General features: G+C 69.5%; 19 protein-coding genes. 9 read left to right on the top strand and 10 right to left on the bottom strand.

Annotated features, from left to right (window positions below; genetic code table 11):
* Positions 1-107: 107 nt before the first annotated feature.
* Together ABD648_RS09225 and rhaI are read right to left on the bottom strand one after the other, a co-directional pair.
* Entirely contained in the window at positions 108-2144 is a 2037-nt protein-coding gene (locus ABD648_RS09225) for a bifunctional aldolase/short-chain dehydrogenase (RefSeq protein ID WP_282214665.1), read from the bottom strand.
* Between the two features lie 44 nt (positions 2145-2188).
* Positions 2189-3355: an L-rhamnose isomerase gene (gene rhaI / locus ABD648_RS09220; protein ID WP_282214664.1), complete on the bottom strand. Its 1167-nt coding sequence runs from the start codon at positions 3353-3355 to the stop codon at positions 2189-2191.
* A 107-nt stretch (positions 3356-3462) separates the two neighbouring features.
* Here rhaI and ABD648_RS09215 point away from each other — a divergent pair, with 107 nt between their 5' ends.
* Positions 3463-4245: a nucleotidyltransferase domain-containing protein gene (locus ABD648_RS09215; protein ID WP_282214663.1), complete on the top strand. Its 783-nt coding sequence runs from the start codon at positions 3463-3465 to the stop codon at positions 4243-4245.
* A gap of 6 nt (positions 4246-4251) precedes the next feature.
* On the opposite strand, the gene ABD648_RS09210 is transcribed toward ABD648_RS09215, so the two are convergent.
* From ABD648_RS09210 to ABD648_RS09200, 3 genes are all read right to left on the bottom strand, one after another.
* Complete coding sequence (locus ABD648_RS09210; protein WP_282217530.1) at positions 4252-5091, bottom strand: carbohydrate ABC transporter permease; 840 nt, start codon at positions 5089-5091, stop codon at positions 4252-4254.
* Between the two features lie 68 nt (positions 5092-5159).
* Entirely contained in the window at positions 5160-6071 is a 912-nt protein-coding gene (locus ABD648_RS09205; protein ID WP_282214662.1) for a carbohydrate ABC transporter permease, read from the bottom strand.
* A gap of 73 nt (positions 6072-6144) precedes the next feature.
* Entirely contained in the window at positions 6145-7461 is a 1317-nt protein-coding gene (locus tag ABD648_RS09200; protein WP_282214661.1) for an ABC transporter substrate-binding protein, read from the bottom strand.
* Positions 7462-7756: 295 nt separating this feature from the next.
* On the opposite strand from ABD648_RS09200, the gene ABD648_RS09195 reads away from it, so the two are divergent.
* Both ABD648_RS09195 and ABD648_RS09190 read left to right on the top strand, forming a co-directional pair.
* Positions 7757-10288 (top strand): alpha-L-rhamnosidase, encoded by a 2532-nt coding sequence (locus ABD648_RS09195; protein ID WP_282214660.1) that lies wholly within the window; start codon positions 7757-7759, stop codon positions 10286-10288.
* Positions 10289-10344: 56 nt separating this feature from the next.
* Positions 10345-11352: a LacI family DNA-binding transcriptional regulator gene (locus ABD648_RS09190; RefSeq protein ID WP_282214659.1), complete on the top strand. Its 1008-nt coding sequence runs from the start codon at positions 10345-10347 to the stop codon at positions 11350-11352.
* A gap of 73 nt (positions 11353-11425) precedes the next feature.
* Here the strand turns inward: ABD648_RS09190 and ABD648_RS09185 are convergent, their stop codons facing one another.
* Positions 11426-14050 carry a glycoside hydrolase family 78 protein gene (locus ABD648_RS09185; RefSeq protein ID WP_282214658.1) on the bottom strand — a complete coding sequence of 875 codons (2625 nt, stop codon included), beginning with the start codon at positions 14048-14050 and terminating at the stop codon, positions 11426-11428.
* 92 nt (positions 14051-14142) lie between these two features.
* On the opposite strand from ABD648_RS09185, the gene ABD648_RS09180 reads away from it, so the two are divergent.
* Positions 14143-15006 (top strand): NAD-dependent epimerase/dehydratase family protein, encoded by an 864-nt coding sequence (locus tag ABD648_RS09180; protein ID WP_282214657.1) that lies wholly within the window; start codon positions 14143-14145, stop codon positions 15004-15006.
* A 38-nt stretch (positions 15007-15044) separates the two neighbouring features.
* On the opposite strand, the gene ABD648_RS09175 is transcribed toward ABD648_RS09180, so the two are convergent.
* Both ABD648_RS09175 and ABD648_RS09170 read right to left on the bottom strand, forming a co-directional pair.
* Positions 15045-16028 carry a DUF4862 family protein gene (locus ABD648_RS09175; RefSeq protein WP_282214656.1) on the bottom strand — a complete coding sequence of 328 codons (984 nt, stop codon included), beginning with the start codon at positions 16026-16028 and terminating at the stop codon, positions 15045-15047.
* Positions 16029-16031: 3 nt separating this feature from the next.
* The gene (locus ABD648_RS09170) at positions 16032-16916 is read right to left on the bottom strand and encodes an SMP-30/gluconolactonase/LRE family protein (RefSeq protein ID WP_282214655.1); all 885 of its coding nucleotides are present in this window, start codon (positions 16914-16916) and stop codon (positions 16032-16034) included.
* A 77-nt stretch (positions 16917-16993) separates the two neighbouring features.
* Here ABD648_RS09170 and ABD648_RS09165 point away from each other — a divergent pair, with 77 nt between their 5' ends.
* The 5 genes from ABD648_RS09165 (at position 16994) to ABD648_RS09145 (ending at position 22968) form a co-directional block, all read left to right on the top strand.
* A complete protein-coding gene (locus ABD648_RS09165; RefSeq protein ID WP_282214654.1) occupies positions 16994-17917 on the top strand; it encodes an aldo/keto reductase in 924 nt (307 codons plus the stop codon).
* On the top strand, positions 17914-20907 hold the full coding sequence (locus tag ABD648_RS09160) for a glycoside hydrolase family 2 TIM barrel-domain containing protein (RefSeq protein WP_282214653.1): 2994 nt from the start codon (positions 17914-17916) through the stop codon (positions 20905-20907). The genes ABD648_RS09165 and ABD648_RS09160 overlap by 4 nt, the downstream gene beginning before the upstream one ends.
* A 327-nt stretch (positions 20908-21234) precedes the next feature.
* Positions 21235-22224, top strand: coding sequence for a Fic family protein (locus tag ABD648_RS09155; protein ID WP_344708888.1), 990 nt, complete (start codon positions 21235-21237; stop codon positions 22222-22224).
* Between the two features lie 61 nt (positions 22225-22285).
* Positions 22286-22690 (top strand): VOC family protein, encoded by a 405-nt coding sequence (locus tag ABD648_RS09150; protein WP_282214651.1) that lies wholly within the window; start codon positions 22286-22288, stop codon positions 22688-22690.
* On the top strand, positions 22687-22968 hold the full coding sequence (locus ABD648_RS09145; RefSeq protein WP_282214650.1) for a winged helix-turn-helix transcriptional regulator: 282 nt from the start codon (positions 22687-22689) through the stop codon (positions 22966-22968). Before ABD648_RS09150 ends, ABD648_RS09145 begins: the two co-directional genes overlap by 4 nt.
* Positions 22969-22990: 22 nt before the next feature.
* On the opposite strand, the gene ABD648_RS09140 is transcribed toward ABD648_RS09145, so the two are convergent.
* Entirely contained in the window at positions 22991-24250 is a 1260-nt protein-coding gene (locus tag ABD648_RS09140; RefSeq protein WP_282214649.1) for a four-carbon acid sugar kinase family protein, read from the bottom strand.
* 8 nt (positions 24251-24258) lie between these two features.
* Complete coding sequence (locus tag ABD648_RS09135) at positions 24259-25515, bottom strand: RuBisCO large subunit C-terminal-like domain-containing protein (RefSeq protein ID WP_282214648.1); 1257 nt, start codon at positions 25513-25515, stop codon at positions 24259-24261.
* Positions 25516-25519 lie beyond the last annotated feature (4 nt).

Here is a 25519-nt window from a genome sequence, read left to right as displayed (position 1 = left end):
GACCGAGGAGGCGCGTTTCGTCTCGTCGCTGCGCTCCTCGCTCAACGACCGGGGTCTCTTTCGGTCGTTGAGCGAGCGAAGCGAGACGAAACGCATCGCCGGGGAAGTCATCGCAGGAAGGCCGCGGCGACGCCGGAGTCGACCGGGATGTGCAGCCCGGTCGTGCGGCTGAGCTCGGGTCCGGTCAGCACGAAGACGGCATCCGCCACGTTCTCGGGGACGACCTCGCGCTTGAGGATCGTGCGGTTCGCGTAGAACTGGCCGAGGTCCTCCTCGGCCACGCCGTAGGTCGCGGCACGGTTCGCGCCCCAGCCCGAGGCGAAGATGCCAGAGCCGCGCACGACACCGTCGGGGTTGATGCCGTTCACACGGATACCGTACTCCCCGAGCTCCACCGCCAGCAGTCGCACCTGGTGCGCCTGATCGGCCTTCGTCGCCGAGTACGCGATGTTGTTCGGTCCGGCGAAGACCGAGTTCTTCGACGAGATGTAGATGATGTCGCCGCCGAGCTTCTGGTCGATCAGCACGCGGGCGGCGGCCTTCGATACGAGGAACGAACCCTTCGCCATCACGTCGTGCTGGAGGTCCCAGTCCTTCTCCGTGGTCTCCAGGAGCGGCTTCGAGAGCGAGAGTCCGGCATTGTTGACGACAAGGTCGACACCGCCGAAGGCGAGCACGGTCGCATCGAGCGCGGCCTGGATCGCATCGGCATCCGCGACGTTCGCGGCAACGCCGATGGCGACGTCGGTGTTCCCGAGCTCCGCCGCAGCGGCCTGGGCCTTCTCGAGGTCGAGGTCGGCGACGACGACGCAGGCGCCTTCCGCAGCGAGCCGGGTCGCGATGGCCTTGCCGATTCCGGATGCCGCACCGGTCACGAACGCGATGCGCCCCTGGTGCGTCTTCGGCTTGGGCATGCGCTGCAGCTTCGCCTCCTCCAGCGCCCAGTATTCGATGGCGAACTTCTCGGCATCGGAGATGGGGGAGTACGTCGACAGCGCCTCGGCGCCGCGCATCACGTTGATGGCATTGACGTAGAACTCGCCGGCGACGCGGGCGGTCTGCTTGTTGGCTCCGTAGGAGAACATGCCGACGCCGGGGATCAGGACGATGAGCGGGTCGGCGCCGCGGATCGCGGGGGAGTCCGCCGTCGCGTGCGCGTCGTAATAGGCCTGGTAGTCGGCGCGGTACTCCGCATGGAGTTCGTGCAGGCGCGTGACCTGCTCTTCGACGGTCGCCGTGGCGGGCAGATCGAGGATCAGCGGCTTGACCTTGGTGCGCAGGAAGTGATCCGGGCAGCTCGTGCCGAGGGCGGCGAGCGCCGGCGCCTTCTCGGATGCCAGGAAGTCGAGCACGACGTCGGCGTCGGTGAAGTGGCCGATCTGCGGACGGTCGTGCGAGGCGATTCCGCGGATGGTCGGAGCGAGGGCGGCGGCGCGCTCGCGGCGCTCGGTCTCGGGCAGCGCCTCGAACCCGGTGCGGATGCCGCCGAAGGGATCGGCCTTGCCGTGCGCGACGATGTAGGCGGCGGCGGTGTCGATGATCCACAGCGAGTTCGCCTCGACCTCCTCGGAGGTGTCAGCCCACGCGGTGATCCCGTGCCCGCCGAGGATGCAGCCGATCGCCTGCGGGTTCTCCGCCTTGATCGCCGCGATGTCGAGTCCGAGCTGGAAGCCGGGACGGCGCCACGGGACCCACACGACCTTGTCGCCGAAGATGGCCGACGTCAGCGCTTCGCCGTCGGCGGCGGTCGCGATCGCGATGCCGGAGTCGGGGTGCAGGTGATCCACGTGCGCGGCGTCGACGAGGCCGTGCATCGCGGTGTCGATCGAGGGAGCCGCACCGCCCTTGCCATGCAGGCAGTAGTCGAAGGCTGCGACCATCTCGTCCTCGCGCTCGAGACCGGGGTAGACGTCCGTGAGTGCCCGCAGGCGGTCGAGGCGCAGCACGGCGAGGCCCGCCTCCTTCAGCGTGCCGAGGTCTCCGCCGGAGCCCTTGACCCACATCAGCTCGACGGGCTGTCCCGTGACCGGATCGGTCGCGGCGCCCTTGGCCGAGGTGTTCCCACCGGCGTAGTTCGTGTTCTTCGGGTCGGCGCCCAGGCGGTTGGACCGCGCGAGAAGGGCGGCAGCGGTGGGGGTCGTCATGTTCTGCATCCTCGGTTCGAAAAGTCTCGGTGGGTGGCGGGCGCTCAGGCGCCCCAGCCGGCCTGCACGCCGCCGACGCGGTCGGTGGCGATCTTCTGCTGGTAGCCGGATGCCGCGTAGGCGGCCATCGGGTCGCCGGCGAGGCCGCGCGACTCGCGCCACTCGGCCAGGGCCGGACGCACGTCGGTGTAGAACGCGTCCATGAACACGGCATTCGCGGCCAGCACATCGCCGGACTTCTGTGCCGCCGTCAGAGCGTCGCGGTCGACGAGCAGGGCCCGCGCCGTCATCTCCTGCACGTTCAGCACCGAGCGGATCTGGCCGGGGATCTTGTCCTCGACGTTGTGGCACTGGTCGAGCATGAAGGCCACGTCGGGGTTGTTGAGGCCGCCGCCGCGGATGACCTCGAACAGGATGCGGAACAGCTGGAACGGGTCGGCAGCGCCCACGATGAGGTCGTCGTCGGCGTAGAAGCGCGAGTTGAAGTCGAAGGAGCCGAGCTTTCCGAGGCGCAGCAGCTGCATGACGATGAACTCGATGTTCGTGCCGGGGGCGTGGTGGCCGGTGTCGAGACAGACCATGGCCTTGTCGCCGAGCGCGCTCACCTGGGCGTAGGACGTTCCCCAGTCCGGAACATCGGTGTGGTAGAACGCCGGCTCGAAGAACTTGTACTCGAGCACGAGGCGCTGGTCGTCGCCGAGCCGGTCGTAGATCTTCTGGAGCGACTCCTGGAGCCGGTCCTGGCGTCCGCGCAGATCGGCCTGGCCCGGGTAGTTCGAGCCCTCGGCGAGCCAGATCTTGAGGTCGCGGCTGCCCGTGGCATCCATCACGTCGATGCAGGCGAGGTGGTGATCGATCGCCTTCTGGCGGATCGCCGCATCCTCGTGCGTGAGGGCGCCGAACTTGTAGTCGTCGTCCTGGAACGTGTTCGAGTTGATCGTGCCGAGGGTGACGCCGTGGTCCTCGGCGTGCTTGCGCAGGTCGTCGAACGAGTCGACCAGGTCCCACGGGATGTGCAGCGCGACCGTTGGCGCGAGTGCGGTGTAGGCGTTCACCTGCGCGGCATCCGCGATCTTTTCCCACGGATCGCGCGGCGTGCCGGGCGTGCCGAAGACCTTGAAGCGGGTGCCGGAGTTGCCGAACGCCCAGCTGGGGAGCTCGATGCCCTGCTGCTCCAGGGCGGCGAGGTTTTCGGTCGAGAGGATGCTCATGGGGCGCTGCCTTCGGTGTCGGCGCGGTCGACGTCGACCGCGAAATGAATCGTTTCAAGTGTAAGTCGGATGGGGGGACGATGCAACTGCGGCGCTACGGTGTCGCTATGGAGCATCAGGAACGCGCGCTGGCCGCGTACATCGCGCAGGTGGCCACCGACCCGCAGGTGCTGGGCGTCGTCCTCATCGGGTCGCTGGCTCGCGGCACCGAGCGGGAGGACTCCGACGTCGACGTGTACCTCGTCGTCACCGAGGAGGCTTTCGCCCTCGCCGGCGCGGAAGACCGATGGGCATGGATCGATCGCCACGGCGTCGACTACCCGGGGTCGTACATCGACGTGAAGCTCGCCGACCTCGCCTATCTGCGCGCGGCGGTCGACCGCGCCGATGATCCCACCAGGGCGTCGTTCGCCGGAGCGCGCGTCGCGTTCAGCCGCGCCGAGGAGCTCGAGCCCCTCGTCCGCGCGATCAGCGTTCTCGGCGACGACGTCTGGGTCGGCCGCGTGCGCTCGCACATCGCCCAGGCGCACCTGCACGGCGGGTACTTCCTCCGCCAGGCCGAAGAGCACGGCGACCCCTTCCTGCTCCAGCACGCGGCCGTGCACCTGGCGCTCGCCGCAGCGCGCGCCGCGATCGCGGCCGACCACCGCCTGATGCCGGGGCCGAAGTACATCCACGGGCTCGTGCGCGAGGTGCCCGCTCCCGACGGATTCGTCGCGGCCTGGGACCGCCTGGTCGCCGAGCCGTCGACGGCATCCGCGGAGGCGCTGACGACGATTCTGGACGACTGGCTGGGTGACGGTCAGACGCGCGACGAATCCCTCTCGATCTTCATCCGCGACAACGAGCTCGCGTGGCTGCGCGGCACGACGCCGGCGGAATACTTCTGACACCGGTCAGCCCTTGACGGCGCCGCTCGTCATACCCGCCACGATCTGCCGGTTGAAGAAGACGTACATGACCAGCGGCGGGATGGTGATGAGCAGGATGTTCATGAACAGCAGGTTCCACTGACTCAGGCTCTGACTCTGGAAGTTGTACAGGGTCAGCTGCACGGTCGCATTCGCATCGCCGGGCAGGAAGTAGAGCGGTCCGGTGAAGTCGTTGAACACCGCGACGGACTGCACCACGATCACCGTGATCGCGACCGGCTTGAGCAGCGGCATCACGACGGTGAAGAACAGGCGCAGGGGACCTGCTCCGTCGATCACCGCCGCCTCGTCGAGCTCGCGCGGTATCGTCGAGATGAACGCGCGGAACAGCAGGATGCAGAAGCTCAGACCGAACGTCGCCTCGATGAGGATCATGCCCGGCATGGTCTTGAAGAGCCCGATGCCCTGCAGTACCCAGATCGTCGGCACCACGGCGGGCGGGACGATGAGGCCGGCCAGCACGAAGACGTTGATGACGTGGTTCCACCGCGACTTGCGCCGCTGCAGGATGTAGCCGACCATCGCAGCGAAGACGACCATGATCGCGACGCTCGCCACCGTGAGGACGGTCGAGTTGATGAACGCGCGCACCAGCATCCAGTCGCGGGTCTCGAGGACCGTCACGACGTTCTCCCACAGATACCAGCCCTGCGCCGGCAGCGAGAACTCGAACAGCGAGGCCTCGGCCGGGTTCTTGGCAGCCGTGAGCACGATGAACGCGAACGGGACGATGAAGACCACGATCGACGCGATGATCGCGAGGATCCCCACCACGTAGCGGCTGAGGAATCGTCGAGGGGTCATCGGGCGGCGGTCCTGACGGCGGATCTTCGCCTTCGAGGCGCCGGCCGTCGTGATGGTGCGGGTGAGGGTCATTGCTCCACCTGCCTCTTGTTGAGGATGTACTGGACCGGCACGATGATCGCGGTCACCACCAGGAAGAGGACGACGTTGCCCGCCGTCGACAGGCCGTAGAAGCCCGCCTGGTACTGCTTGTAGATGACCGAGGCGATCACGTCGCTGGTGAATCCGGGTCCGCCCTTGGTCATGGCCCAGATGAGTTCGAAGGACCGCAGTCCGCCGATCAGGGACAGCAGGATGACGGTCGCGGTGGCGGGCTGCACGAGCGGCAGCGTGATGTTCTTGAATCGCGCCCAGGCGCCGGCGCCGTCGACCTTGGCCGCTTCGAAATACTCCTGCGGGATCGCGACCAGCCCGGCGATGAAGATGAGCGTGGCGATGCCGACGCCCTTCCAGACGTCTACGAGTGCGACGGACAGGAGTGCCCAGGCGGGATCGGTGAGCCATCCGGGCCCCTCGACGCCGATGAGGGAGAGGGTCTGGTTGATGAGACCGTCGAACGGGTCCATCAGCACTTTGAACGTGATGCCGATGCCGACCGTGGAGACGAGAACGGGGAAGAAGATCGTGGACCGCAGATAACCGCGACCGAGGATCGAACCCGTCAGCAGCAGGGCGAGCGCGAGCCCGAGGACCACCTTGAGAGCGGAGGTCACGAAGCCGTAGACGAACGTGTTGACGAAGCCCTGCACGAGCATGGGTTCGGTGAAGAACTGGACGTAGTTGTCGAAGCCGATGAACTGGATGTCGAACAGCGACCAGCGGGTGAGGCTGAAGTAGAACGAGGCGAAGGTCGGGATGGCGAACAGGACGATGTAGAGCACCGCCGACGGGATGTAGAACCACGTCGGGTAGGAGCTCCTGATCCCCTTTCGCCCGCGGGGCGAGGTCTTGGCGGCGGGTGGCGTCGCAATGGCGGTCATGGGTCTCTCCGTCGAGTGAGGTCGGCGGGTGCGGGCCCGTGCATCGGGCCCGCACCCCGGGATCAGTCGGCGATCACCAGCCGTCGAGGCCCAGCTGCTGGGCCTGCTTCTTCACGTCCTCGTCGTAGAGCGCGGCGCCGTCCTCGGCGGGGCGGATGCCGCTGCCGACCTCGACGGTGATGTTCTCGAGGTTCGGTCCCTTGATGGGCGAGAGGAACTCGAGCGCGGGGTTCGTGTTGCCCTCGTCGAAGTAGACCTGCATGTCCTTCAGCAGACCGGGCACGTCGTCGCCGAGTTCGCACGTGCTGATCGCGTAGGGGCCGGAGGGGACCATCGCGGTGTTCTGCACGTCGCATCCGGCCGGCGAGTTGATGAACGCGACGAACTTCTTCGCTGCCTCGAGCTGGGCGCCCTCGGTCGTCTTGGGCACGTACACGGCGTTCGGGAGCCAGACGGTCAGCTTGGTGTCCTCGGCCTTCTGCGCGGGCAGCGGGAAGACGCCGATGTCATCGATCTGGTCGGGGAAGTTCTGCTGGAAGGTCGAGACGATGCCGGTGAGGATCGGGTAGTGCGCGCCCTCGCCGGTCGCCACCATCCGTGCGCCGTCGTCGTACAGGGCGGAGGCGAAGTCCTCGTTCCACCAGCCCGACTCGAAGCCCTCCTGCTGGTTGGCGAAGCCGGCCAGGGCGGGCTCGTCGACGTACTTGCGCTCGCCCGCCGTGTACTCGGTGCCCCAGTCCTCATCCTGCGCGAGCACGTTGCCGAAGTCGCCGAGGACGAACAGCTGGCTCGTCCAGGTGTCGCCGTAGGTCTGGATGACCGGGGTGATGCCGGCCGCCTTGATCTTGTCGTTGTTGGCCGCGAACTCGTCCCACGACGTCGGCACCTCGAGGCCGAGGTCGGCGTAGATCTTCTTGTTGTAGACGACGGCGCCGGCCTGGGTCGCACCGAACGGTGCGCCGTAGACGCCGTTGTCGGTCTCGACGACGGCCTTCATCGTGTCCTGCATGTCGCCGACCCAGGACTCGTCCGTGAGCGGGGCGAGGTTCTGGTCCGGATTCAGCGCCTGGAACAGCGAACCGGAGTTGTACCAGAAGACGTCGGCCATCTCGCCGGTGGCGAGCTTGGTCTTCATGAGGTTGTCGCCCTCGGTGCCGGCCGGCTGCGACTCCACCTTCACGGTGATGTCGTCGTTCTCCTTCTCGAAGGCCGCGACCATGGCCTCCGCGGACTCGATGTTGGTCCCTGCGGTCGGAACGAGGAAGGTGATCTCGACGCTGCCGTCGGCGCTTTCGCCTCCTCCGCCGGTGCTGCAGGCGGCGAGGGGGATGGCGAGGGCTGCGACGCCTGCTGCGGCGAGGAGGACCCTCCGACTACGGGTGTTGTCCATTCTTTTACCTCCATGTAAAAGCTGACTCTTGAGTGACGATCTCCGCACCGAGAACGTCTTTTCGTCGATGGGTTGAAACCATTCAACGTCGGTAACGTACGACGATCCGGAGCGAGTGTCAACGATTGTCACCGAATCGTCAGAACCCGAGTCATCCGCGGTGCGACCGATCCGGCACCGGTGTGCGTCCAGACCTTGACATCCGATCATGAATCGTTTCAGTATCGTCTCGTGTGCAGCGAGGGAGCGCATGCGGGGAATGACAACCGTGGACCTCGGCAAGAAGGCGGGAAGAATGACTCTGACAGTGGCGCGCGTCGACGTGGATGCGCCGTACCGCAGCGATGCGGTGGCCGTGGAAACTCCGGCGATCAGCTGGGTGACCGAGGCCTCCGTGCCGGGATGGACGCAGGACGCCGCGGAACTCGAGCTCACCGGCGACGGCGTGCAGACGCACGTCGTCCGCGGCCGCGAGTCGGTCCGCGTCCGCTGGCCGTTCCGCCCGCTGCGTCCCCGCGAGGAGGTGCAGCTGCGTGTGCGGGTGACGGGCGCCGACGGTGAGGTGTCGGACTGGAGCGCCCCGCGTCGCATCGTCGCAGGCTTCCTCGCCGACGGTGAATGGCAGGCGAAGACCGTCGGCATCGCGGCACCGGCATCCGCGGCGGAGCCGGCCGAGCTGCGGCGCGTGTTCGCGCTCGAGGGCGACGTGCGCCGCGCCACGCTGTATGCGACGGCGGTCGGCGTCTATCAGGCATCGATCAACGGCGTCGACGTCGACGATCAGGTGCTGAAGCCGGGATGGACGCCCTTCCAGGCCCGCACCGTGCATGAGAGCACCGACGTGACCGGTCTTCTCGCTGCGGGGGAGAACACTCTCGCGGTGCGGCTGGCGGGAGCGTGGGCGACGGAGCGGTACGGCTTCCGGGACGAGGCGGCCACCGTCTACGGCGATCAGCCGCGCTTCGCCGCGCAGCTTCTCATCGAGTACGCCGACGGGCGCACGGAGACCATTGCGACGGATGCCGACTGGCAGAGCGCCCCCGGCCCGATCACGGCCAGCGGCCTGTACGCCGGGGAGGACCACGACGCACGTCGCACCGCATCGACGTGGGCGCCGGTCGCGGTGGTCGAGGACGTGCCGGTGCCGGGCGCCCGCGTCTCGCCGTTCGTCCGACGGATCGAGGAGCTGCCGGTCGTCGAGGTCATCACGACGCCGTCCGGGAGGACGGTCCTGGACTTCGGGCAGAACCTCGTCGGGCGGTTGCGCATCCGGGTCGACGGTGAAGCGGGCCAGGTGGTGACCCTGCGGCATGCGGAGGTGCTCGAGCACGGCGAGCTCGGCACGCGTCCGCTGCGCGCCGCTGCCGCGACCGACCGGTACACACTCGCCGGAGGGGGCATCGAGGAGTGGGAGCCTGAGTTCACGTTCCATGGGTTCCGCTACGCCGAGATCGACGGCTGGCCGGGGGTGTTCGATCCGGCCGACGTCACGGCCGTGGTGATCCACAGCGACATGGAGCGCACCGGGTGGTTCGATACCTCGCATCCGCTCGTCCGCCGGCTCCACGAGAACGTCGTGTGGGGCCTTCGCGGCAACTTCCTCTCGGTGCCGACCGACTGCCCGCAGCGCGACGAGCGACTCGGGTGGACCGGGGACATCCAGGTGTTCACGCCCACCGCGAGCTTCCTCTACGACGTCCGGGGATTCCTCGACTCCTGGTTGCGGGATCTCGCGATCGACCAGGTCGACGGCGTCGTGCCGTTCGTCGTCCCGAACGTTCTCGGCCCGGCGCAGCCGGCCGCAGCCTGGGGCGACGCCGCGACGGTGGTGCCCTGGGTGCTGCACGAGAGGTTCGACGACCTCGAGACGCTCGGGCGGCAGTACGACAGCATGAAGGGCTGGACCGACGCCATCGTCGCGCTGTCCGGCGAGCGGCGTCTGTGGGAGGGCATGTTCCAGTTCGGGGACTGGCTCGACCCGGATGCTCCGCCCGAGCAGCCGGCAGATGCAAAGACGTCGGCCGACATCGTCGCGACCGCCTACGTCTTCCGCTCCGCCGACCTCACGGCGCGCGCGGCGACGCTGCTGGGCAGGGACGACGAGGCGCCGGAGTATGCGCGGATCGCCGAAGACGTGCGGCTCGCGTTCCTCGAGGCGTACGTCTCATCGGACGGACGGATGACCTCGGATGCGCAGACGGCGTACTCCCTCGCGATCGTGTTCGACATCGTGGACCCGGAGCAGCGTCAGGCTCTGGGCGACCGGCTGGCCGAGCTCACGGCGCAGGGCGACCACCGGATCGGCACCGGCTTCGTCGGGACGCCCATCATCGCGGACGCCCTCACCCGCACGGGGCACATCGATGTCGCCCAGCGGCTGTTGACCCAGACCGAGAACCCGTCCTGGCTGTACCCGGTCACGATGGGGGCGACGACGATCTGGGAGCGCTGGGACTCGATGCTGCCCGACGGCACGATCAACCCCGGGGAGATGACCTCGTTCAACCACTATGCGCTGGGGGCGATCGCTGACTGGCTGCATCGCACCCTCGCCGGACTCGCGCCGGCGGCACCGGGCTACGCGCGTCTGACGATCGAGCCCCATCCACTGGACGGATTCGACTTCGCCGAAGCCGCGCACCTGACCCCGTACGGGGAGGCGCGGGTGCGATGGGAGCGTTCCGACGAGGGGGTCGTCGTCGAGGCGCAGATCCCGGCGAACACCGAGGCGGATGTGAAGCTGCCGGACGGGCGGATTCAGGTCGTCGGCTCCGGACGCCACCGTTGGGTCTCGGCGACGACGAGTGCACGGCGGGCCGCGGACTAGGCGGGCCGAGGCGTGCCGTACACTCGCGGACAGTGCACGACAGGAAGGGGCACCCGGTGGCAGTGAGCGTGCGCGAGGTGGCGGCTGCGGCCGGCGTCTCCGTCGGCACCGTGTCCAACGTCCTGAACCGACCGGACAAGGTCGCCGAGGGCACCGTCCAGCGCGTGCGCGATGCGATCGACGAGCTCGGGTTCGTGCGGAACGACGCCGCGCGTCAGCTGCGCGCGGGTCGCAGCCGCAGCATCGGTCTCATCGTGCTCGACGCCGGCAACCCCTTCTTCGCCGACGTCGCCCGCGGCGCCGAGGCTCGCGCGGACGAAGACCGTCTCTCGGTCCTGCTCGGGAACAGCGACGAGGATGCCGCGCGCGAGAACGGCTACCTCGACCTGTTCCGCGAGCAGAGGGTGAACGGGGTGCTCATCACGCCGGCATCCGATGATGTCGCTGGGATCCAGAGACTCGCGGATTCGGGGACCCCGGTGGTCCTGGTCGACCACGAGATCCCGGGCAGCGGGTTCTGCTCGGTGTCCGTCGACGATGTCGAGGGCGGGTACCTCGCCACGAGGCACCTGCTCGAGATCGGCCGCAGGCGCATCGCCTTCCTCGCCGGGCCCGGGTCGATCGCCCAGGTCGCCAACCGTCTCGAGGGGGCCCGCCGTGCGGTCGCCGAAGAGCCCGATGCCGAGCTCGAGGTGATCGAGGTGCCGGCGCTGACCGTGCTGCACGGGCGGGAAGCCGGCGAATCGATCGTCGCGCGGGCAGCCGCGGAGCGTCCCGACGCGGTGTTCGCGGCCAACGACCTCCTCGCCGTGGGCCTGATGCAGGCGCTCACGATCCTCGGGAGTGTGCGTGTGCCGGAGGAGATCGCGCTGATCGGCTACGACGACATCGACTTCGCCTCGGCCACCGTCGTGCCGCTGACCTCCATCCGCCAGCCGGCGCGGCTCATCGGACACACGGCCGTCGACCTCCTCCTGCGGTCGATCGACGACCCCGAGGGCGACTACGAGCGGAACGTGCGCTTCCGTCCCGAGCTCGTCGTGCGCGCCTCGACCGCCGGCTGACCGAGCCCTGACGTCTCCCGGAGGAGATGACGTTCCGCGGAGGACTTCGCGCGGTGTCCTCCGCGAGACGTCATCAGTTCCGTGATCCGTCGCCGGATGCGGCGCTCCAGGCTCCCTCGATGCGGTGACTGCCGCTGCCGATCTCGTGGCGCTCGCCGCCGGGCAGCTCCACGGTCGCGGTCGTGCCGGTGGGAACGACGACGTGGACCCGCAGCACCTCGCCGTCGATCCGCCACGCGATCTCGGCCCGGCCGTACGGCGTCTCGTGCGCGGCTCGCGCATGCGTGAACTCGCCGCCCGGCTTCGGCGCGAAGCGGATCGCACGGTAGCCCGGCGCCGCGGGGGCGAGCCCGGCGACGGTCCGATGCAGCCAGTCGGCCACCGCGCCGAGGGCGTAGTGGTTGAACGAGGTCATCGTCCCGGGGTTGACCGTGCCGTCGGGGCGGAGGCTGTCCCAGCGCTCCCAGATCGTCGTGCCGCCCTGCAGCACCGCATAGAGCCACGACGGTGCCTCGGTCTCCAGGAGCAGGTCGTACGCGGCATCCGCGTGGCCGGTGACGGTGAGGGCGTCCGAGACGAGCGGCGTGCCGACGAAGCCGGTGGCGATGCGGTGGCCCGCTTCCTCCACGAGCTCGGCCAGGCGGGCGCCGGCGGTCGCGAGGTGCTCATCCGACACGAGCTCGAAGGCGATCGCGAGCGAATACGCGGTCTGTGCATCGCTGGTCATGCGGCCATCCGGCAGCACATATGCCGCCGTGAACGCCGCGCGCACCTCGGCGGCGAGCTCCGCGTAGTGATCCCGGTCGTCGTCGTGACCCAGCACCTCGGCCATCCGGGCGACGCGGTCCGCGGAGCGCGCGAAGTACGCCGTCGCCACGAGGTAGCGGTCGGTCGTCGCATCAGCGGGGTCCTCGGGCGGGGCCGCGGGGTCGAGCCAGTCGCCCAGCTGGAAGCCCTCGTCCCAGAGCCGGTCCTCGCCGGCCAGGCGCTCGAGCAGATCGACCCACTTCTTCGCGCTCTGATACTGATCGCGGAGGATGCGGCTGTCGCCGAAGCGCTCGTAGAGCGTCCACGGGGTGAAGGTCGCGACATCGCCCCAGGCGGCGCCGGGGCGGATGGGCGTCCACTGCTTGTCGGCGGGGATCACCGGGACGTACCAGGGCACGGTGCCATCGGGCAGCTGTTCGATGGCGACATCCTTCAGCCAGCTCGAGAGCATCCCCGACACGTCGTAGAGGAACGACGCGGTCGGGGCGAACACCTGCAGATCGCCGGTCCACCCGATGCGCTCGTCGCGCTGCGGGCAGTCGGTCGGGATGTCGAGGAAGTTGCCCCGCATGCTCCAGACGACGTTCTCGTGCAGCCGGTCGACGCGGGCGTTCGACGACTCGAACCACCCGGTGCGCTCCATGTCGGTGTGGTAGACCCGGGCGACGATGTCTCCCGCGGCGACCGCGGCGTCGAGGGCATCCGCTCCGCCCGGCCATTCCACCTCGGCGTACCGGAAGCCGTGGAACGTGAATCGCGGCTCCCACTCCTCGACGCCGCCGCCGGCGAGGATGTACTCGTCCGTCGACTTCGCGTCGCGAAGGGGGCGGGTGTAGATCTCGCCCTGCTGCAGCACCTCGGCGGTGCGGAACCGAACCATGTCGCCGGCCTGCCCGGTGACGCGGAAGCGCGGACGTCCGACGAGGTTCTGCCCGAAGTCGAGCACGCGCCGGCCGCTCGGCGTCGTGAGCAGCTCGACCGGCGGCACCTCCTGCGTGCAGCGGACGGGCGGGCCCTCGGGGGCGGTGAGGGTCGCGGGGTCGCGATGGGCCGCGACGACGCGGGACCAGTCGCGGGCGTCGAATCCCGCCTCCGACCAGCCGGCGATCTCGGCGGCGACCCGTGCGTCGTAGGTCTCGCCGTCGTAGTTGCCGGTGTGCAGGATCGGGCTCGGCGCCGCGCGCCAGTCGCCGTCCGTCACGACGGTCTCCGTCGAGCCGTCGGCGTATCGGAGTTCGAGCTGGGCCAGCAGCGACAAGTCGGTCCCGAAGACGTTGCGGAAGCCTCCGCGCCAGCCCATGCGTCCGCGGTACCACCCGTCGCCGAGCCAGGCGCCGATGGCGTTGGGCCCCTCGGTGATCGCGTCGGTCACGTCGTAGGTGTAGTAGCGCAGCTTCTGCCGGTACGGCGTCCAGCCGGGAGACATGGCGTCGTCTCCGACGCGGCCGCCGTTGATCTCGACCTCGTAGACGCCGTGCGCGGTGACGTACAGGCGCGCCGACACGAGTCCCTCGCGCGCCGCGAAGTCGCGCCGAAGGACCGACGGGCGGCGTTCGTCGCTGAGCGGATTCTCGTTCGCGTTCGAGCCGACGGCCATCGCCGACCAGTCCGCGGGGTCGAGCAGTCCGGCTTCCACCGCGGCGGGCTCGCTCCAGTCCGAGACCGAGCCGTCGCCGCCTGTGACACGGACGCGCACGACCGCGCGTTCCCGCGAGGAGAGCGGATGCGACGGCCACGGGCGCAGCACCGAGTCGGCGTCTTCGGCGGACGCGGTGGACACCTCGTCCGCACGCGTCACCTCGAGTTCGTACGACGCCTGCGTCCAGCCGGCCGGCGCCTGCGTCTTCCAGGAGATGCGGGGCGTGGATTCGCCGATGCCGAGGGCGTGGCGGTGGTGCTCGAATGTGGGCGCAGCGACGACGATGCTCATGAGTCTCCAGATCGGGGTGTGTCTCGATCATTCCTGATCGATTGACACGTTTCAAGGGTGGGCGGGAAGATGGAGGAAACGAAAGGATCCCCATGCGCGTTGTCGTCACCGGCAGTTCGGGAAAACTCGGACGTGCCACCGTGGAGCGGCTGCGCGCCGACGGCCACGAGGTCGTGGGATTCGACATCGTCGGCTCGCCCGGTCCCGGCTTCGTCCGGGTGGACCTGCAGGACTACGGCCAGGTGCTCGATGCGCTGCTCGGCGTCACGGCCCGTCACGACGGCCTCGACGCCGTCGTGCACCTCGCCGCTCTGCCGGTGAACGGGCTCGTTCCGGATGCCGCCACCTTCACGAACAACATGAACGCCACGTTCCATGTGCTCCACGGAGCCCTGCGCGCCGGCATCCGCACCATCGTCCAGGCGTCGAGCATCACCGCGATGGGCTTCCCCGATTTCGCGAACCTGACGTCGCTCCCGGTCGATGAGGCCTACGTCGAGGCGAACAACACCTATGCGCTGGGCAAGGTCGCCGAAGAGGCGATCGCCGCGCAGCTGGTGCACTGGGCCGAGGGCACGAGCATCACCGCGCTGCGGTTCACCAACGTCGTCGCGGAAGGGGAGTACGCGACCTTCGAGCGCGCCGGCGTCGCCGACTACCGCCGCGACCTGCTCGGCACCTATGTGGACGCGCGCGATGCCGCCACCGCTGTCGCCCTCGCGCTCGATCACGCGACCCCCGGCTTCGAGGTCTACAACGTCGCGGCGTCCGACTCCGGCGTATCGACCCCGACCGCCGAATATGCGGCGCGCAACTATCCGGGAGTGCCGCTCAGCGAGGGGCTCGGCGAGTTCGAGACGCTGATGTCGATCGACAAGGCGCGCGACCGGCTCGGGTTCGAGCCCGTGCACCTGTGGCGTCAGGAGTACGCGGCGACACCGCAGCCGGCGTCGTAGGCGACCGGCACCGCGTCGGTCTCGCCGGAGGACCGGCGTCACGGACCCGCGTCGACGTGCGCCCAGGCGTCGGCCAGAGCGCGCAGGGTCGCGAGACCCGGCGCCAGCCTCTCCTCCAGCGTCGTCGGTGCGGCCGGTGCGCCGACCTTCACCCCCACCTGCAGCGGGCTCGCTCGCCGCGCGACCGCGACGGCATCGACGAGTGCGGCCGTGGTGAGGAGCGACTCCGGGTCGACGTCCGCGATCGCGAGATGCACGTCCTCCCACGGAAGACTGCGGGAGGTCGGCTGTCCCGACACCCCCGAGACGGTGAACCCGCAGAGCGTCCCCGCCGTGCGCAGTCGTTCGAGGTGCTCGACGGCGCCGCGAGGCGCGCGTGTCTCGATCACCGAGCGTCCCCAGTTGACGGCCTGGCCGATGGGCGCGCCGGTCCGTGCGGATGCCGTGCGCACGGCGTCGATCTCCTCGTCCAGCGACAGCCAGCCCTTGGCCGGCGCGTGCGTCGGGGTCGCCGCATCCGAATGCTCGACGAGGAGCCGCACACCCGACCAGTCCCAGCCGGCGATCTCGGTCAGCGAGGCGGCGAGGTGCGTGCTTCCCGCCGCGCCGGCGGCCGCCGAGGGGGCGCACTGCAGTTCGACCGTAGTCACGGCGAGCGGTCCGAGCGCCTCGCGCAGCGCGAAGACCTCGTCGCGCAACTGCGCGACATCATCGACCGCGCGACGACGGCCGTCCGCGTCGGCGGAGGCGAGGCCGTAGGCGGGGTCGACGTCGACCGCCGCGAGCGTGTGGGGCATCGTGGTGGCGATGTTCCGCCACCCGGGGTCGAGCAGGGCGGAGAGCCGCCCGATGCCGTGCGGGTGCAGGCCATGCAGGAAGCCGAGTTCGAGCCCGCCGATGAGCGGTTCGGCGCGCAGGAGGCGGTACCACTCGTTCTCCGTGTGTGCGGACGCGGCGAGCTCGGCAGGTGCGGCCGCGGCGAGCTCGGCAGGTGCGGCGTTGTAGGCGGCGTACGTGAACATCGCTCAGGCCGCGGTCGTGGTGGTGCGGATCCGGTAGAGACTCGTCGAGGCCGTGATGAACAGGTCGTGGCCGTCGTCGCCGCCGAAGGTGCAGTTCGACACCGTCTCGGGCACCGGGATGTGCTGGAGCAGCTCGCCGTCGGGCGCGTAGACGTAGATCCCGTCGCCGGCCGAGCTCCAGAGTCGGCCTTCGCGGTCGACCGCGAACCCGTCGGAGGCGCCGACCGGAGGCTTCGCGAACTCCGTGCCGGGCCCGACGACGGTCGCCCCGTCGACCTCGAACACGAGGATCTGCTGGGCCTCCGGACGGTCGGCGTAGAACCCCGTGTCGGCGACGTAGAGCCGCGTGCCGCCGGGGGAGAAGGCGATGCCGTTCGGGTGCACCATGCTCGTCACGACGGGCACCGCTTCGCCGGTGACCGGATCCCAGCGGAACACGTAGCAGGCGTCGTACTCGGAGGTGCCGGGGTGACCCTCGCGACCGCTCGGGTCGATGCCGTAGGGCGGGTCGGTGAACCAGATCGCTCCATCGGATGCCACCGCGAGATCGTTCGGGGAGTTGAAGCGGCCGCCGCTCCAACGGTCGACGATCATCTCCGGGCCCTCTGCCCCCTCGCGCTCGATCGCCCGGCGCCCGTGACTGCACTGCACGACCCGGCCTTCGTGGTCCAGCGCCCTCCCGTTCGTGTACTCGGCGGGCTGGCGGAAGGTCGAGACCTCGCCGGTGCGCGCATCCCATTCGAGGATGCGGTCGTTCGGGATGTCGCTCCAGCGCAGGCGTCGGGTCTCGGGCAGCCAGACGGGGCCTTCACTCCACACGGCGCCGTCGGCGAGGCGCTCCAGTTCCGCTCCCGACGCGATCAGCGCCGGTGTCGATGCCGTTGACATGTGAATTCTCCTATGAATAAACTTGCGCTGAAACGGTTCATGACCGACCGTAGCACTCGCGGCGAGGAGATCCCACGATGACGTCCCGGCAGCGGCCGACTGTTCTGGTGCTCGGCACCTCGGGGCTCGGCTCCGGCGATGAGGAAGCCGCGGTCGAGACCGCCGTGGCGCTGCTGCGCAGCGAGCACCTCATCGACACCTCCAACAACTACTCCGGTGGAGCATCCGAACGCATCCTCGGCCTGGGGTTGGCTGCGCTGGCCCCCGAGGAGCGGATCGCGGCGGCGCGCAGGATCATCACGAAGGTCGACCGGGATCCGGAGACCGGCCGCTTCGACGCCGACCGCGTGCTGCGCTCGGTGGAGGAGAGTCTAGGACGGCTCGGCGTCGACACGGTGCCGCTGCTGCATCTGCACGATCCCTACGTCGTCACGGTCCGTGAAGCTCTGGCTCGCGGCGGGGCGGTCTCTGCGCTGGTCCGGCTGCGTGAGGAGGGCGTCGCGGCGACGATCGGCGTCGCGGCCGGTCCCGTGCCGCTGCTGCAGCGCTACCTCGACAGCGAGCTGTTCGACGCGGTCCTCTGCCACAACCGCTACACGCTCGTCGACCGCAGCGCCGCGTCGATGTTCCGCGATGCGCACGAGCGTGGATGGCAGGTCTTCAACGCGGCGCCGTTCGGCGGCGACCTGCTGGCCCGCGGGCCGCGTGCCGGTGCGCGGTACCACTACCGGCCGGCATCCGAGGAGCTCGTGGACTGGACGGCGCAGGCCGAGCTCGTGTGCACGCGCCACGGGGTCTCGCTGCCCGCCGTCGCCCTCGCGCTCTCCCTGCGCGAGCAGACGATCGACGGCACGGTGGTCGGCGTCTCCTCTCCGGCGCGCCTCGACGCGCTCCTGCAGCTCGCGGCGACCGTGGTCCCCGACGCGGTGTGGGATGAGCTCGACGCGCTCGGTCCGGCTCCGTCGCCCATCGATGACAGCGGATACGGAGACGACGAATGACCGGTCGCTACTGGGAGAGCACGCTGCCCGGTGCCGGCAGGCGCGCCCCGCGTGCGGATGCCGTGAGTGACGCCGCCGTCCGCAGCCTGAACGGCGTCTGGCGCTTCCGGCTCTCGCCGACCGCCGCCGGAACCGGCGACGGCTTCTTCGCGACGGAGTTCGACGACACCGACTGGGACGCGATGCGCGTCCCTTCGCACTGGGTGCTCGAGGAGTTCACGCCGCTGGCCGGTGGTCCTGCGCGCCGCATGCTCGGCACCGAGGAAGGCCCGCTGTACACGAACACCGCGTATCCCATTCCGCTGGATCCGCCGTACGTGTCGACCGAGAATCCGACCGGCGACTACCGACTGGTGTTCGAGGTTCCGGACGACTTCGGAGCGGCCGTGCTGCGCTTCCAGGGTGTGGACTCGTGCGCGAAGGTCTGGCTGAACGGCGAGGAGCTCGGCTGGTCGACGGGCAGCCGCCTGCCGTTCGAGTTCGACGCACCGGTGCGCGCCGGCCGGAACGTGCTGGCGGTGCGCGTGCACCGCTGGTCGGCCGGGACGTACCTCGAGGACCAGGACATGTGGTGGCTGCCGGGCATCTTCCGCGACGTCGAGCTGCTCGCGCGGCCGGCCGGTGCGATCGACGACCATTTCGTGCACGCCGACTACGACCCGGTGAGCGGAGTCGGCACCCTGCGTGTCGACGCCTCGGTCGATGCCGTGGTGGAGATCCCCGAACTGGGGATCTCGATGCCGACCGGCCAGACCGTCGCCTTTCCGGTGGAGCCCTGGAGCGCCGACACCCCGCGCCTCTACCGCGGCACCCTGAGCGCGGCGGGGGAGTCCGTCGAGCTCGCGATCGGATTCCGCCGCGTCGAGATCGTCGACGGGGTGTTCGTGGTCAACGGCTCTCCGCTCACGTTCCGGGGAGTGAATCGCCACGAGCATCACCCCGACACCGGACGCACGCTCGACCGCGAGACGATGATCCAGGACATCGTGATGATGAAGCGCGCGAACATCGATTCGGTGCGCACGAGCCACTACCCGCCGCACCCCGAGTTCCTGCGCCTGTGCGACGAGTATGGACTGTGGGTGGTTCTCGAGGTCGACCTGGAGACCCACGGCTTCATCTACGAGGGGTGGGAGCACAACCCGCCCGCGCTGCCGGAGTGGCGCGAGGCGATCATGGATCGCCTGCATCGCACGGTCGAGCGCGACAAGAACCACCCCAGCATCGTGGTCTGGTCGCTCGCGAACGAGAGCATGTCGGGCGACGGCTTCACCGAGATGCGCCGCTGGCTCGACGAGCGCGATCCGTCGCGGGTCGTGCTGTACGAGCGCGACCCGAGCTATCGCGACTCGGACTTCTACTCCCTGATGTATCCGTCGCTGGAGCTGCTGGAGAGCATCGGGCGGCGCGAGGAGCCGCGCGGCGGCAAGCTGAGCATGCACGGGATGGTGTTCGACGGCCCCGACGAGCCGCTTCCCGCCGGGGTGACCGAGGCTGAGGAGGAGCGCCGTCGGGGGCTGCCGTTCCTGCTGGTCGAGTACGCCCACGCGATGGGCAACGGACCCGGCGGGCTGCAGGACTACTGGCGCGTGCTCCGCTCGTACGACCGGCTCTGCGGCGGTTTCGTCTGGGAGTGGATCGATCACGGCATCAACGCGGTCGACGCCGAGGGTCGCGCGTTCATTCTGCAGAGCGAGGACATCGACTACGAACCGCGCGGCGGCCGGTTCAGCCTCGACGGCCTGGTGCTGAGCGACCGCACGCCGAAGCCGGCGCTCGCCGAGCTCGCGAAGGCGCACGAGGTGATCGACATCGAGGTCGGCGAGCGCGTGCGCATCGCGAACGAGCGGCACGCGGCCGACACCTCGGATCTGCGGTTCCGCTGGTCGGTCGAGGCGGACGGGCGGAGCGTCGCCGACGGACTGCTCGACGTGCCGACGATCGCCCGCGGAGAGCGCGTCGAGATCGCGATCCCGGATGCCGCGGCATCCGCTCTGCGTGCGACGGACGCGGTGCTGACGGTCGAGGCGACGCTCGCGGCGGAGACGCTGTGGGCGCCGGAAGGCCATGTGATCGCCTGGGCGCAGAAGATCGCGGCGCCGGTCGAGGATGCCGTGCGCCGAACGGGGAATCCCGCAGGGGCGACCTCGCGCGACGGTGACGTCATCCGGGTCGGGGAGGCGTCGTTCGATGCCGCCACCGGCCGCCTCCTCGGGCTCGGCGATCTGCAGATCGACGGCCCCTGGATCGACCTGTACCGGGCGCCCACCGAGAACGACCGCGGACAGGGAGACAACAACAACCTGGCGGCCGTGTGGCACGCCACCGGCCTGCATCGCCTTCTGCACCGGGTCGATGACGTCGGGCTCGACGGAGAGCGCCTGGTCGTGCGCGGACGGACCGCGCCGCGCACGCACCCGCACGGTGTCACCTGGACGATGACGTGGGTGCCGGACGGCGACGGGGTGCGGTTGGAGACCTCCGTCGACTTCGTGGGGCCCTGGGCGGACACTCCGTACAAGCATCGCGACATCTGGGTGCCGCGAGTGGGGCTGCGCTTCGCCCTGCCCACCGCCGCCGACCGGGTCGCGTGGTTCGGGCGGGGGCCGGAGGAGACGTACGTCGACTCGGTCCAGGGTGCGCGCGTCGGCCGCTTCGCGCGCACGATCGACTCCGTGCAGACGCCGTATCCGATCCCGCAGGAGAACGGCAACCACACGCAGACGCGCTGGCTCGACGTGTCGGGAGAGGAGATGGCCACGCTCCACGTGGACGGCGACCCCTTCGACTTCACGGCGCGGCGGTGGACGTCGGAACAGCTCGAGCAGGCGCGTCGTCCGAGCGATCTCGTCGCCGGCGACCGGGTGTGGCTGAACATCGATCATCGACAGCAGGGCATCGGCTCGGCATCCGTCGGTCCTGCACTCCCCGAGCAGTACCGCGTGCCGCGCGAGCACACCGTCTGGAGCGTGCGGCTTTCCGTCGGTTGACAGGGGAAGGACAACTGTTGGTGCGCATCGGCGTTACCAACACTTATTGAGCTAAGTGTTGGTAAAGTGGGTGGCATGCCGACACATTCCTCGACCATGCGCATCCCCGTAGATGCGGTCTCGCAGGAGACTCTGCGCTGGACGCCGCGCGCGCCCGAGATGTACTCGCGGGCGGAGGTCGAAAGGCAGACGGGAGCGTACGCGGCGACGATCACTGCGGCAATCGCTGAATGGAGACCTCAAGTCTCCGCCGAAGATGCGGCCGATATCGAAGACGCCACTCGCCGGCTGGTCGCATTCGATGACCACGCCCAGCGCAGGCTCGGGATGGGCAGCCCCGTCCTCGGACCGATGGCAGCGATCCTGCTCCGCACTGAATCGGCGTCGAGCTCGCAGATCGAGCAGCTGACGACATCAGCGAAACAGCTCGCCCTTGCCGAGATCGACGAGGGTGGGAAGAGCAACGCGCTCACGGTCATCGGCAATGTCCGCGCGATGGAAGCGGCACTGGCGCTCTCTACCGACATCACGGAAGGCTCCATCCTTCAGATGCACGCGGCGCTCCTGCGGCATCAGGCCGGGTCCGAGCAGGACGCCGGGCAGTACCGTCAGGAGCAGGTCTGGATCGGGGCGGGGAGCGCGGGCCCGCGTCTCGCCGAATTCGTCGCACCTCGCCCAAGCCTCATTCCCGCAGCGATGGCCGATCTCATTCGGTTCATCAGAAGGCAGGACCTCTCCGTGCTGGTCCAGGTAGCCGTGGCGCACGCGCAGTTCGAGACGATTCATCCGTTCGTCGACGGCAACGGCCGAACTGGTCGAGCGCTGGCGCAGTCGATTCTGCGGAACAAGGGACTCGTCGGCTCGACCGCAGTGCCGATCTCTGCGGGCCTTCTCCGGGACACCGGGCGCTACTTCGCCGCCCTCACCTCGTTTCGAGCGGGGGACGCGGGGCCGATCATCCGGGAGTTCGCCGCCGCGAGCCGAATCGCCGCGACGACGGGGGTGCAGCTCGTCGATGACCTCGTCGCCGAGCTGGAAGAGTCGCGCGCCCGGATGCAGGGCCTCCGCGCTGACGCCGCGGCGTGGAGCCTGCTTCCCGCACTCGTCGGACAGCCCGCCGTGAACACTCCGTACCTCGTGGACACGCTTGGCTTCGGTGAGATGGCGGCTCTGCGCGCGTTGGACGCGCTCGCCGAACGCGGTGTGCTCGTCGAGACGACCGGCAAGGGGCGTAATCGTGTCTGGCAGCACCAGGGGATACTCCGCGTCCTCGATGGTTACGCCGCGCAGATCCGTCGGATGACACCACGAAAGTAGTTGCTGCACCTCGCTGAAATAGAGGCTTGATGCGGCACTTGTATTTTGCAAGTATGAGCGCATGAGCCTCTTCATCACCTGCCCGGTCGAGAGCGTCGAACGCGCGACCGCCTTCTACACGGCCCTCGGCTGGACCCTCAATGCCGAGATGTCGGATCACAACGTGTCGTGCTTCGCGATCGCGCCCGAGCAGTACGTCATGCTCGGCAGCCGCGAGATGTACGCGAGCGTCGGAGGAGTCGAGGAGCTGATCGGCGGCCCCGACACGCCCTCCAAGGTCACGGTCTCGTTCGACCTCGGCAGCCGCGAGGCGGTCGACGAGTTCGTGGAGCGCGCCGGAGCCGCCGGTGGACGCATCGGCGACACCGACGACTACCCCTTCATGTACCAGCGCCAGTTCGACGATCCGGACGGCTACCACTACTCCCCGTTCTGGATGAAGCCGGCGGACGAATCCGCCGCGTGAGCGACCTCGCCGCGGCCCTCGACATCGTCGGCGCGCGGTGGGCCCTGCTCATCGTGGAGCGACTGCTCGACGGGCCGCAGCGCTACGGCGACCTGCAGCGCGACCTCGGTGCGCCGACGAACATGCTGGCGACGCGCCTGCGCGAACTCGAAGCGGCCGGAGTGCTGACGCGGCTGCCGCTCCGGCACAACACCCGGGCCTACGCGCTGACCGAGCGCGGAGTGGCGCTCAGCGAGGCGATCACGGCTCTCGGACGATGGGGCGCGGGGAGCGCCTAGAGCTCTCGGTCCGGCTTCGCGCTCAGGCGTCGAGCGCCTCCACGTCGAGGAACAGAGTGTCGGCACCGACCTGGCCGCCCTTGAGCAGCAGCTCCAGCCCGTCGATCGCGGGGTCCGTGGCGTGCGGCCGCAGCAGCACGACGTTGCCCCACGGATTCGCGGCGATGGACAGCGCCTCGATGCCGAGCAGCCGCGTGATGCGACTGGACGTGTCACCGCCGCACACGATCACGCGGCGCGCGGCCCGCGCCTGCGCGGCGGCCTTGACGATGATCGCGGATGCTTCCGCGATGGCCTCGAGGACCGGACGCTCACCAGCCCCTGACACGTCGGCGTCGGCGGAGGTGAAGACCACTCCGCGGCCGGAGGAGAGCGCTGCCACGGCATCCTGCGCGGCTTCGGCCGCGTCGGCGACGTCGAGAGGAAGCGGCCGGACCAGCCATCCTGCGGCCGCGGCGGCTTCAGCCTGCCGACGCGTCTGCGGCGAGCGGCTGCCCGAGACGACCAGCACCGCACCGGCGGCCGGTGTGGCGACGGGAACCGGCGCGCTCGTGCCGGGCGCCGCTGCGGCGATGCCCTGCGAGAGGCCCCCGGAGCCGATCGCGAACACGGGAACCGGGAGGTCGCGAAGGGCGGCGCCGACGGTGACGAGATCCGCGTCGGTCACGGCATCCAGGACGACGCCCGCCGCGTCCGCATGGCGGAGGCGCTCGGCGAGGTCGGCGTAGACCGTGAGCGACACGGCTCCGATGGGCAGGGCGGTCTGCCGGCCGATGTGGATCGCGAGATCGGCCTCCGTCATCGGGGTGGACGGGTGACTCGACATGGTCGGCTGCCGGTCCAACCGGTGCACGACGCCGTTCTCGGACGCGAAGTGCGTGCCGAACAGGGTGAAGCGCCCGAAGTCCGGCTGGGCGAACAGCATCGGCACCGGGTGCGGTGCGACGATCTCGCGCCCGAGCTCGATCACGCGTCCGAGGCTGCCGACCTCCGGCGCGGAGTCGGCGGTGGAGCACGCCTTGTACTGCACGATCGGAGCACCGGTCGCGAGCAGAGCCCGTAGCGCGGGGGTGACCTCGGCATCCATCTGCTCCGGTGAGAGCGATCGCGCGATGCCGGCGATCCCGACCACGTCGACGGTCTGCGCCGCCGCGTGCAGAGCCTCGGGCGTGGGGAGCGTGGTGAAGAGACGTCCCGACCATCCGCGCCGCGCGAACTGCAGCAGCGCGTCGACGCTCCCGGTGAAGTCGTCGCCGTAGAACGCCGCCCGGATCTCAGACATGCCGGACCTCAGACACGGACGGGGCCGAACACCTCGGTCGCCCGGCGCAGAGCGGCCGATCGGTCGACCGCATCCTGAGCCGTCTCGCCGCGGGCCGCCGACGCCCAGGCGTCGCGCATGCTGCTCACGCCGGCCGCCGCGCCGTCGGGGTGGCCGTGGATGCCTCCGCCGGCGAGCACCAGCAGATCCGTCGTGCCGACCGCGCGGTAGGTGGCGTGCGCGAGGCCTCCCCATTGGCCGCTGGAGAGCACCGGAACGGTCGGGGCGATCCCCAGAAGCGGTTCGCGCACCGCGGCGATGGAGTCGAGCACCTCGTCGTCCGTCTCGTAGAACTTGTTGCTGATGCCGTTGGTGTGCAGATGATCCGCGCCCGAGAGGCGGGCGATCTTCTGCCACGCGCGAAAGCCTATCCCGACCTGCTCCGACCGGCCGATCGCACCGAACATGGTGCGGTGCCCGTGGATCGGCACGGCGGTGTGCGCGCTGAGGAATTCGAGGCCGGCGAGACCGACGAGGTTGACGCACGCCATCACGCAGGTGCCGCCGGCGGCGACCACGAGGTCGTGGTTCGCCTCGAGGCGCGAGATGTCGTCGGTGATGTTGAACGCGTACATCGGCATGCGGCCGGTGCGGTCGGCGTATCGGTGCAGCACCGGCATGACCGCGGCGACGCGTGCCGACAGCGGCGAGGACGGACCGTTCCCCTGCAGCTCGTCGTCCTTGATGAAGTCGATGCCCGCCTCGGCGAGCTCCCCGACGACCTCGGCGAGCTCGGTCGGGGCGAGGCCGATGCTGGGCTTGATGATCGTGCCGATCATGGCGCCGTCGGACGCGCCCATCAACCGGCGTGTGCCCGCCACCCCGAAGCGCGGACCGCGGTAGCGCTCGGCGAACGCGGGCGGCAGATCGAGGTCGATCAGGCGCACCGCGGAGAGCTCCTTGATCTCGAAGAGGTTCCCGGCGACGGCCGCGAGCAGGTTCGGGAGGGAAGGCCCGAAGTTGTCGAGGGGGAAGCGCAGCCGCAGCACGGCCCTGCGCCGTGCGGCGGGATCGCCGACCGCGCCGGGCAGCGGCGAGGCTCCGGTCAGGGGAATCTCCTGGAGGGACTCGACCTGGGCGGCGAACCGCGCCCGGAGGTCGTCGGACTCGCGCTGCACGCGGACGAACGTGCCGGTGGACTGCTCGCCGGCCAGCACCTCGGCCGCGTGCTGTAGCGGAAGAGAGGTCTCAATGACATACGTCGCGATGACGTGGTGCGTGCTCATACGA

The sequence above is a fragment of the Microbacterium luteolum genome (genome assembly GCF_039533965.1).
Lineage (GTDB): Bacteria > Actinomycetota > Actinomycetes > Actinomycetales > Microbacteriaceae > Microbacterium > Microbacterium luteolum.
This window is presented reverse-complemented; position numbering and strand designations above follow the sequence as displayed.